Here is a 14,262-nt window from a genome sequence, read left to right as displayed (position 1 = left end):
AATGCGTCATTGATCTCAGGGGGAAGCGCGTCCTGAGCGGCGGCCGGGAAGGCCAAGCCGATAAGCCCGGCCCATAGCAAGCAGAAACGAGAAACAGTTTTTGGTGTCACAGACGATTATTTTGTAGCTTCTGGGCCTTGCCGCCAAGATGGGAGGTCGTAAAAGCGCGTGTTTAAAGGGAGAACGCCTGCAACGGACAGGAGGGCCGATAATTCAGTCTATGCTTATTTTTTGCGCGGCTCCATGAAACTGCTTGCATTTGACACCAGCACCGAGCAGCTTTCCGTTGCGGTGCAGAGAGATGAAAGAATTTGGGAACACTTTGGCGCAGGTGGCCCTCAATCCTCAGCCGCATTGATTCCTGCCGCGCTTGATCTGCTCGCGCAGGCCGGACTGGCAGCTGAAGAGCTGGATGCCATCGTCTTCGGCCGGGGACCAGGGTCATTTACCGGGTTGCGCACGGCCTGCTCGGTGGCGCAAGGACTGGCTTTCGGCGCGGGCGTGCAGGTGTTGCCCGTCGATACCCTCTTGGCTGTGGCTGAGGCGGCACGTATGCAAAGTGGTGCAACGCAGGTGCTGGCGCTGCTCGATGCCCGCATGGGCGAAGTCTACAGTGCCGCTTACACCTGGGGCGAGGCGGCCTTTGGGGAGTGGTCGGTGTCCAGGGCGGTTGGCGTGGGTAAGCCGGAGGATCTCCGGCTGCCTGGGAGCCGCGGCTGGGTGGTGGCGGGCAACGCGCAAGCCACTTACGGCGAACGTTTCCCTTCGGAGTTGAGCAGCCTGCCCTATGTGGAAGCACTGCCCAGTGCCGCCGCACTCCTAAGTCTGGCGCCCGCTTTGCTGGCTGGCGGAGGGGCTGTGCCGGCAGATCAGGCGTTGCCGCTTTATATTCGCGATAAAGTTGCTCAAACCACTGCTGAACGAGCCGCGCTAGCCCGTTGATGAGTTTCGCTGGTTGCGTCTATCTGATACTTCCCCCATGAGCGTTGTCCCTGATTTTTACGATGGAACTGGCCAGGCGGTCCGGGAAGCCCGCTTCGAGCCACTGACGCTCGAGTGCCTCGATGCGCTGCTGGCCGTCGAACAGGCGGCCTACAGCCACCCGTGGACAAAACGAAATTTCCTCGACACGCTTGACGCTGGCCACCAGGTCCAGTGCCTGTTCGCGGGAGAAGAACTCCTCGGCTATTTTGTGGCCATGACGGGGGTAGACGAAGTCCATCTGCTCAACATTACCGTGGCCCCAGCCCATCAGCGCCAGGGGTGGGCGCTGGTCATGCTCGACGCACTGGTATTGTGGGCGCGTGGGCAGGGTGCCCAGTGGGTATGGCTGGAGGTGCGGGTCAGCAATACGCGTGCTCAGGAGGTCTACCTGCGCCGCGGGTTTGTTCGTGTCGGCCAACGCAAGGCTTACTATCCTGCAGCTGACGGCCAGCGCGAAGATGCCGTGGTCATGAGCCTGGCGTTGTGACATTGAAACCTATTCTGGCGAACGCGAGATGACTTTTCTGGACCCGCGCCAACGCGCCATGCTTGCTGAGATGGGGGTGCGCGTATGGGCGCCCAAGCCTTTGGCGCGACCTGTTTTGGCTGAAGCTGAGGCGGCCTCCGAGGTGCCGACTGGTGCTCCGGTGCAGCAGGTTCGCGCAGCCACGCGCGAGGTGGTGGCCGCACCTGTGCCGTCGCCCAGGCCACCGGCCCCACCCGCCCTTGTCAGGAAGCCGCCAGAAGAAATTCGCGTTGCCCAGGTGGCCGCGCCGCCCGACTCCAATGCGCTGGCCTCGCGCCCGGAAGGTGTCGAGCGAATGGATTGGGCTCAGCTTGAGGCGGCCGTATCCTCGTGCCAGGCCTGCGGCTTGTGCGCCGGTCGCACGAACACGGTGTTTGGCGTAGGCAGCCAGCGGGCCGACTGGATGGTGGTGGGCGAAGCCCCTGGCGAAAATGAAGATCGCCTCGGTCAGCCCTTTGTGGGTCAGGCGGGCAAGTTGCTGGACAACATGCTGGCTGCCATTGGATTGTCCCGACAGGTGGATGCTGCGGCAGAAAGTTCGGAGCAATCAGGCAAGCAAGGCGTCTACATCACCAATGTGCTGAAATGCCGGCCCCCTTCCAACCGGAACCCGCGGCCTGAAGAAATCGTTCAGTGCGAGCCTTACCTGCGCCGTCAGGTGGAACTGCTGCGCCCGAAAATCATCCTGGCCATGGGACGTTTTGCAGTGCAGTCATTGCTCCAGACCAACGACCCCATCGGCCGGTTACGCGGGCAAGTGCACCAGTACGAAGGTGTACCGGTCATCGTCACATATCACCCGGCTTACTTGTTGCGCTCGCTGCCCGACAAGGCTAAGGCATGGGAAGATTTGTGTTTAGCGTTGGAAGTGGCGCAGGGCTCGACGAATGCATAGCATTTGCACGATTGAATCAGACCATTGAGATCCGACGTTCATCCGGCTTTCGTGAGAATCACGAGAGGTCCACTGTCGTTTCCAGGTTAAACCCAGATTTTCCATTAGGCGCACCTTCGGTGCTGCCTGGGCGTCAGCGGTGCATTTGCGGTCATTTCGGCCCCTCTTCGTCGCCCATAGCTACGGCTATGGGCTCCTCAGTCGGGACCAAACTGCCTCGCAACTGCCCTCGCTGCCATCCCAGGCCCTAATGGGAAATCTGGGTTAAAGCATCCATCGCTGAACACCTGGGGTAGGGCGGCGCGGTATTGCGCTTGACCAACGGCGTTGGTGTTGTGGTGCGAACCGCCCTCAACCAGTACGAATTGCTTGGGCTCGCTCGCAGCTTCGAATAAGCGGCGGCCAAGCTCTGGTTGAATGAGCCGATCTTCGGATCCATGGACCACTAGCACTGGCGAGCCTACGCGCCCAATGCGGGTGGCGGCTTCAAAGCGCTGGGTGATGAGCGGCCCCACTGGAAGCCAACCCCACTTCATGGTGCCGGCCACGTCTGGAATCGATGTGAAGGTGCCCTCCAGGATAAGCCCCCGTTCGTCGTCTGCCTGTTCCGCCAGCGCTACCGCCACGGCACCACCCAGTGAGTGGCCGAAGATATACCGCGGTGCTTGCGGATACTCGCGCGCCAGCCAGTCCCAGGCAGCGCGGGCGTCTTCATAGGCCATCTCTTCAGAAGGCAGCTCGCGCGAGGTCTTGCCAAAACCCCGGTAGTCCACCGCCAGCACCGAGAAGCCCAACTCTTGCATGCGCCGGATGCGTGATGCCGAGCCGGCAACGTTGTAGCGAGCGCCATGCAGATACAGCAAGACAGGGGCGCAGGTGGTTGGCTTGGCACGTTCGGTGGTTTCAGCCGGGTGCCACAACCCATGCAAGCGCACCGGTTCATGGGTAATGCGGGAGTCGTAGTCGATCCACACGTCTTGCATGCCAGCCGTCAGGGCCTCGGAATTGCCCCAGCTGCGGTCGCTAGGCTGGAAGATCCACTCGCGCTGCTTTTCGTCCAGCACGGCGCAGCCGGCCGCCAATAGGGTGGCTATCACCACGCCCGCGATGATGTGAAGTCGTCTCATGAAGAAGGATCGACTCGGTACAGCTGGAAAAGTTCGGGCGATCGGCAGCAACAAAAAGGCCCGCCTTGAGGGCGGGCCTTATAAGCGCCGTGGTGCGGCTGCGGGTTAGGCGGCGGAGAGCCAGTAGCCCGCGTTGAAAGGGCTGCTCATGCGCAGTGCCAGAGGGGAAATGTCAACCAGTTTGTCGGTCGGCATTTTTTCGCCCTCTTCGGTGGTGTCAGCGGTCGCATTGGATGCTTCGCCTTGGTGAGCCTCATTCGCCCGTTCTGCTTGGCTGGCTTGTGCAGAACGGGCTACAGAAAAGAATAGAAGCACCTGAACGGTATCTTGCGGTCGCCCCAGTAGTCGGAGGCGTCACGGAAGATATCAAGCAGTTGCTCACGCGCTTCCTTGTCGAATTTGGCAGTGGCTGGAATCTGCTCCAGCACCACGATGAAGCCCGGCTGCGGCCCCGACTTGTGCAGCGGGTCGGTCATGCAGTCGTACAGGGCGTCAAAGTTCTTGCCGAAGTGCGCCGGGAAGGTGAACTGATCAGCGATCATGTCCAGCACGTCTTGCTTGGTTTGAGCACTGGCCAGATTGGCGTACAGGAAGTGGTGGCCGAGTTCGCCGGCCGCGCCCTGAAGATCCTGCACACGGAATGCGCGGATCGACTGGACGATATTGGTCCGCACCCCTTTGAGGGGAGCTTCCTGTGGGGGTTGACGAAGTGGTGCGTCCATCTCCGCTGCTTTCTCTATAGTAATTAACCGGTCTGCCAGGGGCAACTGCGAGGGTGCCGCCTGAAATTTCTCAAGCGCCTTCATTCAACGATCCTTTTGAAACTCGAGTAGTGGTCGCTCGTGTAGTAACATGCATCAGGTGCCGTGCGGCGCAAGCCGCCACACACGATGCGCCGGGAGCCCCGATTTCGGGCTCCGGGGGTTTCCACGGTGTATTCACGGTAGTAGCCGCGCCGATGTGCAGGTAGAAGGCGTTCGCGATTGCCGAACACCGTACCATCTTTCTCGTACGCGAACGGACCCCCTTGAAGGATCCGCTGATAGGTCTGCCGGCCCTCTTTGGGCAAATCCGCCACCGCTAGAGTGGTGGCGGGTGTGCCTGCGTCGAAGCCGCGCGCATGAACGATTCCGTTCCCGGAACCAGCCAGCAGTGAAACCGCTACGAGTAAGCGCCCAGCATACGACGCCACTTTTTGCAACATGAAAAACACCTTTCGGAAACCTCCGGGTTAACCCGAAAATTCCAAGGCGCTAGTGTGACTCAGCAGCAACAAAAAAGCAAGGGGGGTGCCTAAACCATAAGCACCCTACAGGAATCGCGCAGTTACGCTAGTGAGTGTTCACTTTTCAGCTGGTGCTTGTTGCATCAGCGTTTGCGTCGGCGACTGCAAGCGCGGTCATATTCACAATGCGCCGCACGGTGGTGCTGGGCGTGAGAATGTGCACTGGTTTGGCGGCTCCCAGCAACATCGGGCCAATAGCGATGTTGCCGCCGGCCGCCACTTTGAGCAGGTTGTAGGCAATATTGGCCGCATCCAGATTGGGTAGCACCAGCAGGTTCGCGTCTCCGATCAGGGGGCTGTCTGGCATCATTTCCCGGCGCAGATTGCCGTCGAGGGCCAGATCGCCGTGCATCTCGCCGTCCACATCCAGCCATGGTGCCTGCTGCTGAAGCAGCTCCAGTACTTGCCGCATTTTGACTGCGCTTGGCTGGTTCGATGAGCCGAAGTTGGAGTGGGACAACAACGCTGCCTTCGGCTTGAAGCCAAAACGCATCAATTCCTCGGCCGCCATGACGGTGATTTCGGCCAGTTGCTCGGCCGTGGGGTCGAAGTTGATGTGTGTGTCGACCAGAAACACTTGCCGGCCGGGCAGCATGAGCCCGTTCATGGCGGCGTAGGTGCGGGCGCCTGGCTTCTTGCCGATGACTTGGTCGATATAGACCAGGTGCATGGCATTGGTGCCCCAGGTGCCGCAGATCATGCCGTCCACAGCGCCAGTTCGGAGCAGCATGGCGCCGATCAGCGACAACCGCCGGCGCATTTCGATCTTGGCGATGGGGGCCGTGATTCCCTTGCGCTTGGTCAGCTCGTAGTAGGTTTGCCAGAAGCCCCGGTAGCGCTCATCGTGTTCGACGTTAACCACATCGTAGTCCCGACCCTCAACCAGGCGAAGGCCGAATTTTTCTATGCGCTGGGCAATGACTGCGGGGCGCCCGATCAGGGTGGGTCTGGCGATGCGGTCGTCTGCGACGATCTGAGCTGCTCGCAGCACGCGTTCTTCCTCGCCTTCGGCATAGGCGATACGCTTTTTGCTGGCGCGGCGGGCCGCATCAATGATCGGCTTCATTGTGGTGCCCGAAGCGTAGACGAAAGTCTCCAGCTTGTGGCGGTAGGCATCCAGATCGGCGATGGGGCGGGTGGCGACCCCGCTGGCAGCCGCCGCTTCCGCGACTGCTGGTGCGATCTTCATCATGAGGCGCGGATCGAACGGCTTGGGGATCAGGTACTCTGGTCCGAAAGCCAGCTTTTCACCGACGTAGGCGCGCGCCACCACTTCGCTTTGTTCAGCTTGCGCCAGATCCGCGATGGCGTGGACCGCCGCGATCTCCATCTCTTTGGTGATCGTGGTTGCGCCGCAGTCGAGTGCGCCACGGAAGATGTACGGGAAGCACAGGACGTTGTTGACCTGGTTGGGGTAGTCCGTGCGCCCGGTGCACATGATGGCGTCTGATCGGACCGCCTTGACGTCTTCTGGTGTGATCTCCGGGTAGGGGTTGGCCAGTGCCAGGATCATCGGGTTCGGGGCCATGCGAGCGACCATATCGCCCTTCAGCACGCCGCCGGCAGAAAGACCCAGGAAGATGTCGGCGCCGTCAATCACTTCGCCCAGGGTGCGTTTGTCGGTCTTTTGGGTGTAGACCGCCTTGTCTGGGTCCATCAGTTCGGTGCGGCCTTCGTACACCAGGCCCTTGATGTCGGTCACCCATACGTTTTCAAGCCGGACGCCTAGTTTGACCAGGAGGCCGGTGCAGGCCAGTGCCGCGGCTCCTGCGCCGGAGACGACCAGTTTCACGTCTTCAATGCGCTTGTTGAGCACTTTGAGCCCGTTGACCACGGCGGCTCCCACCACGATGGCGGTGCCGTGCTGGTCGTCATGGAAGACGGGAATTTTCAGGCGATCGCGCAACTTGCGCTCCACGATGAAGCATTCGGGCGCCTTGATGTCTTCAAGGTTGATGCCGCCAAAAGTGGGCTCCAGCGCGGCAATGATCTCGACCAGCTTGTCAGGATCCTTCTCGTTGATTTCGATGTCGAACACATCGATGCCGGAGAACTTCTTGAACAGGACGGCCTTGCCCTCCATGACTGGCTTGCCCGCCAGCGGGCCGATGTCGCCCAACCCCAGCACGGCAGTTCCGTTGGTGATCACACCGATAAGGTTGCCGCGAGCGGTGTACTTGAACGCGGCAGCGGGGTCCTTGACGATCTCTTCGCAAGGTGCGGCCACTCCGGGCGAGTAAGCCAACGCCAGTTCATGCTGGTTGACCAGCTGCTTGGTGGCATGGACGGCGATTTTGCCGGGGACCGGGTATTCGTGATAGTCCAATGCTGCTCGGCGGAGGGCGGCCTTTTTTTCTTCATTGGAAACGACGATCGAATCGGGCATGGCAATAGCTCCTCGGGCAGCACACGGATGAGTCAAATGTAGGGCTGAAGGATTCTAGTCCAGCTGCTCTGGCACCCAAGCCAGTAGCTGACCAGACAAAATTTCGTGCAGTGCGAAGCACCATAGCTCACGCGCACTGTCACGCCCAAGCAGCACCGAAGGTGCGCCTAATGGAAAATCTGGGTTTAACCGACGGAAAACGCCGAATGGGCGCCTCTTGAAGGCTGCCGGACCTGCAAGCCGCACCCCGCAATGGTGCCGTAGTGGTTCGTTGCGGGCGTGAACGTGGCCCAAGGCTGGGCTCGGGGCTATGCGCTTGCAGAGAGCTCTCGGGTTTCGAGAGCGTGAACACGCTTTCAGGCGGGGGTTGCCTGGGTTGGCTCAGCGCCGAGCGTCTTGCGGTAGCGGTTCAGCTCTTGCACGGTCTTGAAGCCACCGCCAAGCAGCAGGCTCAGGTTGTGCAGGATGCGTTCAACGACTTTGGATTCCCAGGTCGCGTCGAACTTGATTTGCGTGTCAAGCCACTCCTCTAGCCACTCTGGGTCCGGCAGGCGGCTTTGCACGGTGTCACGCGGGAAGTGCGCCTTGCTGACGTGCAGGTTGGTGGGGTGCAGCGCCTGCGCAGTGCGGCGTGCGCTGGCCATGAGCACGCCGACCTTGGCGAACGCCTGGCGCGCTTCATTGCCAAAATTGGCAATGGCGCGGCGCATGTAGCGCAGGTATGCTCCGCCGTGACGCGCTTCGTCCTGGCTCAGTGTGGTGTAGATTTGCTTGATGACGGGCTCGCTGTGCCAATCGGCCGCACAGCGATACCAGTGATTGAGGCGAATTTCACCGCAGAAGTGAAGCATCAGCGTTTCCAGCGGGGGGCTGGGTCGAACTCAAAGCGTACGGCGTGCAGCTCTTCTTCGGTGGGCACCAGATCCGGGCGGAAGCGCCTGAGGTACTCCATGAGAACCAGCGAATGCTTCTGCTCCTCGAAGAACCAGATCGACATGAACGCTGAAAAATCCGAATCATGCTGGTTGTCGCGCAAGAACATTTCCGTGGCGGGCAGCGCAGCCCACTCGGTGATGGCATTCATCTTGATCGTCTGGGCCTGCTCGTCGGTGAGCAGGGCGGGGTCGAACTGGTCCCAAGGGATATCCTTGCCCATGTCCCAGCGCACAGCCTCGAGTTGTTTGAACAGTTCCGGATACAGCACGTTTGATTTCTCTCGCCTGAAGGGGCCACGCGAATCGCAGCCCAACACTCCATTTTAATGAACCTTGTGTGTCAGCTATGTGTACGGGGTTATAGACGTTGGCGTCTAATTCCATTTATCGCGACGGTTGGTACGGCTTAACAATCGTTTACGCACCGGTTCGGATAGTTGCGGAACTTTGCGTTCCGACGGGCCTCATAACAAGCACAAGGACGGAATGCTATCGACTCCAGACTTATTACGCTGCCAAGCCCCGGTTTCTTCACCGATTGAAAACCTGAAGCGCACTTCCTCCTCCCTCCCTCCTCCTCCTTCGCTTCAGGCTGCTTGGTAGCTTTTTTATTCCAAGGCGCCGCCCGGGTTCAGTACCCGGGCGGCGTTCTTATTGGATCTGTTGAAAAGAGAGAACGGCGGATCAGGGCACTGCGAACTACGCCGGCTTGGTTTCCGCAAAGCTGGATCGCTGCATCAACTTGCCGTCTAGCAGTTGTGCCAAGTTGGCGTGGCGCGCGCGCCAGTCGATCTCGGGAAACCGGAAATCCAGGTAGCTCAGCGCACACCCCACGGCGATGTCAGCGAGGCTGAGATGAATACCCTCAGAACACCAGGGTTTTTCGCCCAGGCCGCGGCTCATGGCTCCGAGCGCGTCGTCAACTTTTTTCATCTGCCGGGCGATCCAGGCCTGGCTGCGTTCGCCTTCGGCGCGTCCGGGCCAGGTGGCTTCTAGCCGGGCAAGAATGGCCGCGTCGAGAAGGCCGTCGGCCAGTGCTTCCCAGGTTTTGACTTCCACTCGCTGGCGGCTGGGCGGCGGCAGGAGTTTGCCGACGGGTGACAGGGTGTCCAGATATTCGACGATGACACGCGAGTCGAACATGGCGTCTACACCATCCATGACCAGGCAGGGAACCTTGCCCAGAGGGTTGGCGGCGGAAATGGTGGTGTCTTCGGCCCACACGTTCTCTGGGACGAATTTGTAATCCAGTTTCTTTTCGGCCATGACGACCCGCACCTTGCGCACGTAAGGGCTGGTCTGGGCGCCAATCAATCGCATGGACATTCTAGCAATCTATACCACGTTGCAGGTCGCACATTGTATGGCGTGTGTAGGGTGTGTGTAGGCTATGCCGCCTACAATTTGGGTATGGATCTCACACCTCTTTCCGCTCTTTCGCCCTTGGACGGCCGTTACGCCGCCAAGCTCGCCGCGCTACGCCCCCAGATGAGCGAGCTGGGTTATATGCGTCGTCGTGTGCAGGTAGAGTTGACCTGGTTCGTGGCACTTTCTGACGCCGGTTTCAGCGAGTTCAAGCCGCTGTCGGCGTCGGCACGCACCTATCTGGCCGGATTGATGCAGGGCTTCAGCGAGGCCGACGCCCAGGCCATCAAGACCATCGAAAAGACCACCAACCATGACGTGAAGGCGGTCGAATACTGGATCAAGGGCAAGTTTGACGGACATCCCGAACTGCTGGCGGCCAGCGAGTTCGTCCACTTTGCCTGCACCAGCGAAGACATCAACAACACCAGCCATGCCTTGCAACTCAAGAGCGGGCGAGATGAGGTGCTTCTTCCGGCGATCGACACAGTGATCGCGCGCTTGCGTGAACTGGCTGTGTCTTATGCCGAGGTGCCCATGTTGAGCCGAACGCACGGCCAGACTGCCAGCCCCACGACAGTGGGCAAAGAGTTGGCAAACGTGGTCGTTCGAATGGAGGCCGCGCGCGGAAAGATTGCCGAAGTGCCTTTGCGCGCCAAAATGAACGGTGCGGTAGGTAACTACAACGCCCATCTTTCCGCTTGGCCTGATTTTGACTGGGAGGCCTTTGCACGCCGGGTGGTCGAATCCCCCGAGTTGGGCGAAGAGGGCACCACAGCTGCTGATGCGTTCGGCCTCGGCCTGACTTTCCAGCCCTACAGCATCCAGATCGAGCCGCACGACTACATGGCCGAGCTGTTCGACGCCGTCGCTCGAGCCAACACGATCAGCATCGATCTGTCGCGCGACATCTGGGGCTACATCTCGCTCGGGTACTTCAAGCAGAGGCTGAAGGCCGGAGAAATCGGCTCTTCCACCATGCCGCACAAGGTGAACCCGATTGATTTTGAGAATGCCGAAGGCAATTTTGGCTTGGCCAATGCGCTGTTGCGTCACTTGAGCGAGAAGTTGCCCATCAGTCGCTGGCAGCGCGATCTGACCGACTCCACCGTGCTGCGGAACATGGGTGTGGCGCTGGGTTACGCGGTGCTGGCCTACCAATCGCTGCTGACCGGGCTGTCAAAACTCGAGCTGAATGAAGCCGCGTTGGCTGCAGATCTGGATGCCTCATGGGAAGTGCTGGCCGAGCCAATCCAGACCGTGATGCGCCGCTTTGGGGTGGCCGGAGCCTATGAGAAACTCAAGGAGGTAACGCGTGGTCAAACGGTGACGCGCGAGGCGCTGCATGGTTTGATCCGGTCGCTGGAGATCCCGGAGGCAGAAAAAGAGCGTCTGCTGGCACTGACGCCAGGCACTTACGTGGGTAAGGCGGCTGAGCTGGCCAAGCGAGTGGGCGCCGCCTGAGGCGTTGAGTATCCTTGCCCGCTGGGGTGTGTTCAAAGTCTCTTCGCGCAGAGACTTTGAACCGGCTCTAAGCCGGGCTTCCCAGCCCTTTCTCGCAAGCGGGAGAGGGTTTTCTACGTGTCCGTTGGCGTCGCATGGCCATTAAATCCACTATTTTCAAAGCTGATCTGGCACTTGCCGACATCGATAACGGCTGCTACACAGATCTGGGGCTTACGCTGGCCCGTCACCCCAGCGAGACTGACGAGCGCATGATGATGCGGCTGGCGGCGCTGGCGCTGAATGCCCATCAGGTGCAGGATCTTTGCGGCGGAGATGCCAAGATCGGTTTTGGGGCTGGTTTGTCCAGCCCTGACGAGCCTGACGTGCAATTGGTTGATTTCACAGGCCGCACCCGTCTGTGGATCGAGGTCGGCCAGCCGGAAGACAAGCCGTTGACCAAGGCGTGCTCCAAGGCCGATCAGGTCATTGTGTACGCCTATGGACCGGCGGCAGACATATGGTGGCGCGGCATTCAGGGCAAGCTGTCGCGGCTGGAGCGGTTGACCGTATGGCGTGTACCCGCCGAGCAGGCGCAGGCATTGACGGCCTTGGCCGCGCGGACCATGCAACTGTCTGCCACTGTGCAGGAAAGCCAGCTGACGCTGACCGACTCAAAGGGCGCAAGCGCGAGCCTGGAACCAGTGCGGTGGAAGTAGTTGGTGACTTGGGCAGGAGCGGCTGAAGAGGGTGTCGCACTATGGCGTCTTTCCCCTCTGGGATCGCCAAGCTCCAGCTTGGCAACAGCGGCGTTCGCCGAGTGCAATATGGCCAAGCTGGAGCTTGGCGGTCCCAGGGGTGAACGCCTGAAAGCGCCCTGGCAATGAGGCGCTTGGGGCCTTTGACGAAATGGTGACGAAGCCTGCGCATTTCCACTTGCGCAGCGCAGGCCACTACAGATCAATCACCAGGCGCTCGCCCTTGGCGCGTGAGCAGCAACTCATCATTTTGCCGCCTGCCTCACGTTCTGCCCGTGTGAGCACCAGGTCGCGGTGATCCACGTCGCCACTGAGCACGCGCACCTCGCAGGAGCCGCACAGGCCTTCCTCGCAATCGCTTTCCATGTCGATGTTGGCTGCCCGCAGTGCGGAGAGCAGGGTCTGGTCTGCTCGCACGGGGAGCACCATGCCAGACGCTTTCAGCTCCACTTCGAATGCGTGCTCTTTCTCGGGGTCGAGTGTGCCGACGTTGGAGACAAAGTGTTCTACGCGCAGCGTGTCCTGGGGCCATGTGGCGCAGGCTTGTTCCAGAGCCGCGATCATGCGGGCAGGCCCGCAGGCATAGACCTGTGTGCCAGCTTGTGGCGTGGCCAGCATGGCCGGAAGATCGTTGCGCCGGCCTTCGTCTTTGGCGTAAATCTTGAGGCGATCACCATGCAAGGCCTGCAATTGATCTAGCAGCGCCATGGTTCGGCGCGAGGCACCGCTGTAGTGCACCTCATAGTCGATGCCCAGCGCCCGCGCACGCTGCGCCATGGTGCTGACGGGTGTGATCCCGATGCCGCCGGCCACGAAGATGGCGCGCCGGGTAGACTCATCAAACGCAAAGTGGTTGCGCGGACCGCGCACCTTGAGCGCGGTACCGGCCGGGGCGTGGCTGTGCATCCAATCGCTGCCGCCGCGGCTTTCCGGCTCGCGTAGCACAGCTATCTCGTAGCTCCTGGTGTCCCCCGGATCGCCGCAGAGCGAGTATTGCCTACTGATTCCGCTGGCCCCGCATTCAATGTCGATGTGTGAGCCCGGCGTCCAGCGCGGTAGCTCACGGCCGTCGGGTGCGGTGAGCCGCAGCTTGAGGACGCCCTCGGCAGCCTGGGTGGCTTCAGCCACGATCAGGGTGCGGTGCAGGGCGTGGCGCGATGGCTCACCAATGCGCACCGGCGCGGGCGCTTCGGTCAGGATCTCGGGTCGTGCACGCTCGGGGTTTTGTGCAGGATCCCACTCCGCCCACAAATGCTCCGGCCCACGAAACGAGGTGTTGGGCAGGTAGGTAAAGCGCTGCTCGGCCAGGCGCATGTGCGGCAGCCGGCGCGTGAGCTCCTCAATGAAAATCTGCATCTCCATGCGGGCGAGGTTCTTGCCCATGCACTGGTGGGAGCCAAAGCCAAAGGTCAGATGATCGCTGGAGTTTTCACGCCGAATGTCGAAGAGGTCCGCATCCGCGAAGTGCCGCTCATCGTGATTGGCGGAAGAAGTCACGATCAGCAGTTTGGAGCCTGCGGGCAAGTCAACGCCGCCTACTTGCGTGTCCTGGGTAACCAGACGCCGCCAGGCCGCGACGGAGCCGTTGTGCCGTAGGCATTCTTCCACCGCACCAGGGATCAAGCTGGGGTCTTCGCAGATCTCACGCCAGCTTTCAGGGTGCTGCAGCAGGAGCTTGATGGCATTGGCCGAAGCGTTGGCTGTGGTCTCGTGGGCGGCGACGATGCCGGCCATCATCATGGAGTGCAGATAAGAGTCTGGCACCACCTCGGGCTGCTCCTTCTGCTTGCGGATGCCATAGGGCATCCAGCCGTCGGCCTCCGGGTTTTCGCGCATTTTCTGCAGCACCTTGCCGGCATACTGCCAGAAATTGCCCACGGCATGCGCTACGGCCACCTGCTCCTCTGGCTTGGGCCTTCCCCAGGTGTTGACGGTGTGGGCGATCGAGTATTTTCGCAGCGTGTCCATGTCTTCCTCGGGCACGCCGAGAAAATGCAAAGCCACGGTCAAGGGCACTTCCCACAGCATCTGGTCGACGAGGTCGGCTCGGCCGTCGTCAATGAAACGGTCAATGTATTCCCGCGCCAGGCTTCGCACCATGGGCTCGTGGTGTGCCAGGGCAGGAGGCGTGAAGGGCTCCATCAGAAGGCGACGACGCGGCATGTGTGCCGGCTCGTCTTCATTGACCAGCGTACGGCTCATGCCATAGTTGTACGTTGCCAGCACGGCGTTGGCCTCATCACTGGTCGGAGTGATTTTTTCCAGCGCGATCGACGGACTGAAGGTGAGGTTGTCACGGAAGACCGCCTTGATGTCATCGTAGCGTGTGACCACCCAATAACCGAGCGCCGGGTTGTAGAAAATGGGCTCGCGCTCGCGTGCCCAGCGGACGTAGTCGGGCGGGTCTTGCTGGTAGGCGTCGCTGAAGGGGTCGAAATCAGCTGCCCGCTGGCTCACCGGGCAGCCGGTAGGCGTGGAATGGGCCGACAACGGCCCGGCGGTATGTGGGCAGCCGCTGCGGTGCGGCAAGGGTTTGGTGTCGGCCATATGCGCATCCC

The 14,262-nt window shown here is 60.8% G+C and carries 12 protein-coding genes and 1 pseudogene; 5 read left to right on the top strand and 8 right to left on the bottom strand.

From position 1 onward, the window contains the following. The first annotated feature begins 243 nt into the window (after window positions 1-243). From tsaB to AAAK34_RS01520, 3 genes are read left to right on the top strand one after another with little or no spacing between them, the layout of a single operon-like run. Window positions 244-942 (top strand): tRNA (adenosine(37)-N6)-threonylcarbamoyltransferase complex dimerization subunit type 1 TsaB, encoded by a 699-nt coding sequence (tsaB, locus tag AAAK34_RS01530; protein WP_231696944.1) that lies wholly within the window; start codon window positions 244-246, stop codon window positions 940-942. Between the two features lie 37 nt (window positions 943-979). Further along, window positions 980-1,471, top strand: coding sequence for a ribosomal protein S18-alanine N-acetyltransferase (gene rimI / locus AAAK34_RS01525; protein ID WP_231696945.1), 492 nt, complete (start codon window positions 980-982; stop codon window positions 1,469-1,471). Between the two features lie 28 nt (window positions 1,472-1,499). Next, window positions 1,500-2,405, top strand: coding sequence for a uracil-DNA glycosylase (locus AAAK34_RS01520; RefSeq protein ID WP_231696946.1), 906 nt, complete (start codon window positions 1,500-1,502; stop codon window positions 2,403-2,405). Between the two features lie 197 nt (window positions 2,406-2,602). Here the strand turns inward: AAAK34_RS01520 and AAAK34_RS01515 are convergent, their stop codons facing one another. The 7 genes and pseudogenes from AAAK34_RS01515 to AAAK34_RS01485 all read right to left on the bottom strand — a co-directional run bounded on the left by AAAK34_RS01515 (window position 2,603) and on the right by AAAK34_RS01485 (window position 9,458). Continuing rightward, window positions 2,603-3,532 (bottom strand): alpha/beta fold hydrolase, encoded by a 930-nt coding sequence (locus tag AAAK34_RS01515; protein ID WP_231696947.1) that lies wholly within the window; start codon window positions 3,530-3,532, stop codon window positions 2,603-2,605. 105 nt (window positions 3,533-3,637) lie between these two features. Next, window positions 3,638-3,847 carry a hypothetical protein gene (locus tag AAAK34_RS01510; RefSeq protein WP_431777662.1) on the bottom strand — a complete coding sequence of 70 codons (210 nt, stop codon included), beginning with the start codon at window positions 3,845-3,847 and terminating at the stop codon, window positions 3,638-3,640. After that, window positions 3,826-4,254 carry a barstar family protein gene (locus AAAK34_RS01505; protein ID WP_231697039.1) on the bottom strand — a complete coding sequence of 143 codons (429 nt, stop codon included), beginning with the start codon at window positions 4,252-4,254 and terminating at the stop codon, window positions 3,826-3,828. Before AAAK34_RS01505 ends, AAAK34_RS01510 begins: the two co-directional genes overlap by 22 nt. Window positions 4,255-4,334: 80 nt before the next feature. Beyond that, complete coding sequence (locus AAAK34_RS01500) at window positions 4,335-4,736, bottom strand: ribonuclease domain-containing protein (RefSeq protein WP_231696948.1); 402 nt, start codon at window positions 4,734-4,736, stop codon at window positions 4,335-4,337. 145 nt (window positions 4,737-4,881) lie between these two features. Further along, window positions 4,882-7,203: an NADP-dependent malic enzyme gene (locus tag AAAK34_RS01495; protein WP_231696949.1), complete on the bottom strand. Its 2,322-nt coding sequence runs from the start codon at window positions 7,201-7,203 to the stop codon at window positions 4,882-4,884. Between the two features lie 356 nt (window positions 7,204-7,559). Continuing rightward, window positions 7,560-8,407: pseudogene (locus AAAK34_RS01490) on the bottom strand (ferritin-like domain-containing protein). A gap of 430 nt (window positions 8,408-8,837) precedes the next feature. Then, a complete protein-coding gene (locus AAAK34_RS01485; RefSeq protein ID WP_231697040.1) occupies window positions 8,838-9,458 on the bottom strand; it encodes a glutathione S-transferase N-terminal domain-containing protein in 621 nt (206 codons plus the stop codon). Between the two features lie 90 nt (window positions 9,459-9,548). Between AAAK34_RS01485 and purB the strand changes: the two genes are divergently transcribed. Continuing rightward, window positions 9,549-10,967, top strand: coding sequence for an adenylosuccinate lyase (gene purB, locus AAAK34_RS01480; protein WP_231696951.1), 1,419 nt, complete (start codon window positions 9,549-9,551; stop codon window positions 10,965-10,967). Between the two features lie 134 nt (window positions 10,968-11,101). Further along, complete coding sequence (locus AAAK34_RS01475) at window positions 11,102-11,665, top strand: YaeQ family protein (RefSeq protein ID WP_231696952.1); 564 nt, start codon at window positions 11,102-11,104, stop codon at window positions 11,663-11,665. A gap of 234 nt (window positions 11,666-11,899) precedes the next feature. Here AAAK34_RS01475 and AAAK34_RS01470 read toward each other — a convergent pair whose 3' ends face one another. Continuing rightward, window positions 11,900-14,251, bottom strand: coding sequence for a cytochrome P450/oxidoreductase (locus AAAK34_RS01470; RefSeq protein WP_231696953.1), 2,352 nt, complete (start codon window positions 14,249-14,251; stop codon window positions 11,900-11,902). Window positions 14,252-14,262: the final 11 nt, after the last annotated feature.

Source organism: Ottowia caeni (genome assembly GCF_050821495.1).
Lineage (GTDB): Bacteria > Pseudomonadota > Gammaproteobacteria > Burkholderiales > Burkholderiaceae_C > Ottowia > Ottowia caeni.
The sequence above is the reverse complement of the archived record's forward strand: the minus strand, read 5'-3'. Positions and strand labels throughout refer to the sequence as shown.

Coding starts and splice junctions, on each gene's coding strand:
- tsaB (WP_231696944.1), top strand. CDS start 244: ATGAAACTGCTTGCATTTGACACCAGCACCGAGCAGCTTTCCGTTGCG.
- rimI (WP_231696945.1), top strand. CDS start 980: ATGAGCGTTGTCCCTGATTTTTACGATGGAACTGGCCAGGCGGTCCGG.
- AAAK34_RS01520 (WP_231696946.1), top strand. CDS start 1,500: ATGACTTTTCTGGACCCGCGCCAACGCGCCATGCTTGCTGAGATGGGG.
- AAAK34_RS01515 (WP_231696947.1), bottom strand. CDS start 3,532: ATGAGACGACTTCACATCATCGCGGGCGTGGTGATAGCCACCCTATTG.
- AAAK34_RS01505 (WP_231697039.1), bottom strand. CDS start 4,254: ATGGACGCACCACTTCGTCAACCCCCACAGGAAGCTCCCCTCAAAGGG.
- AAAK34_RS01500 (WP_231696948.1), bottom strand. CDS start 4,736: ATGTTGCAAAAAGTGGCGTCGTATGCTGGGCGCTTACTCGTAGCGGTT.
- AAAK34_RS01495 (WP_231696949.1), bottom strand. CDS start 7,203: ATGCCCGATTCGATCGTCGTTTCCAATGAAGAAAAAAAGGCCGCCCTC.
- AAAK34_RS01485 (WP_231697040.1), bottom strand. CDS start 9,458: ATGCGATTGATTGGCGCCCAGACCAGCCCTTACGTGCGCAAGGTGCGG.
- purB (WP_231696951.1), top strand. CDS start 9,549: ATGGATCTCACACCTCTTTCCGCTCTTTCGCCCTTGGACGGCCGTTAC.
- AAAK34_RS01475 (WP_231696952.1), top strand. CDS start 11,102: ATGGCCATTAAATCCACTATTTTCAAAGCTGATCTGGCACTTGCCGAC.
- AAAK34_RS01470 (WP_231696953.1), bottom strand. CDS start 14,251: ATGGCCGACACCAAACCCTTGCCGCACCGCAGCGGCTGCCCACATACC.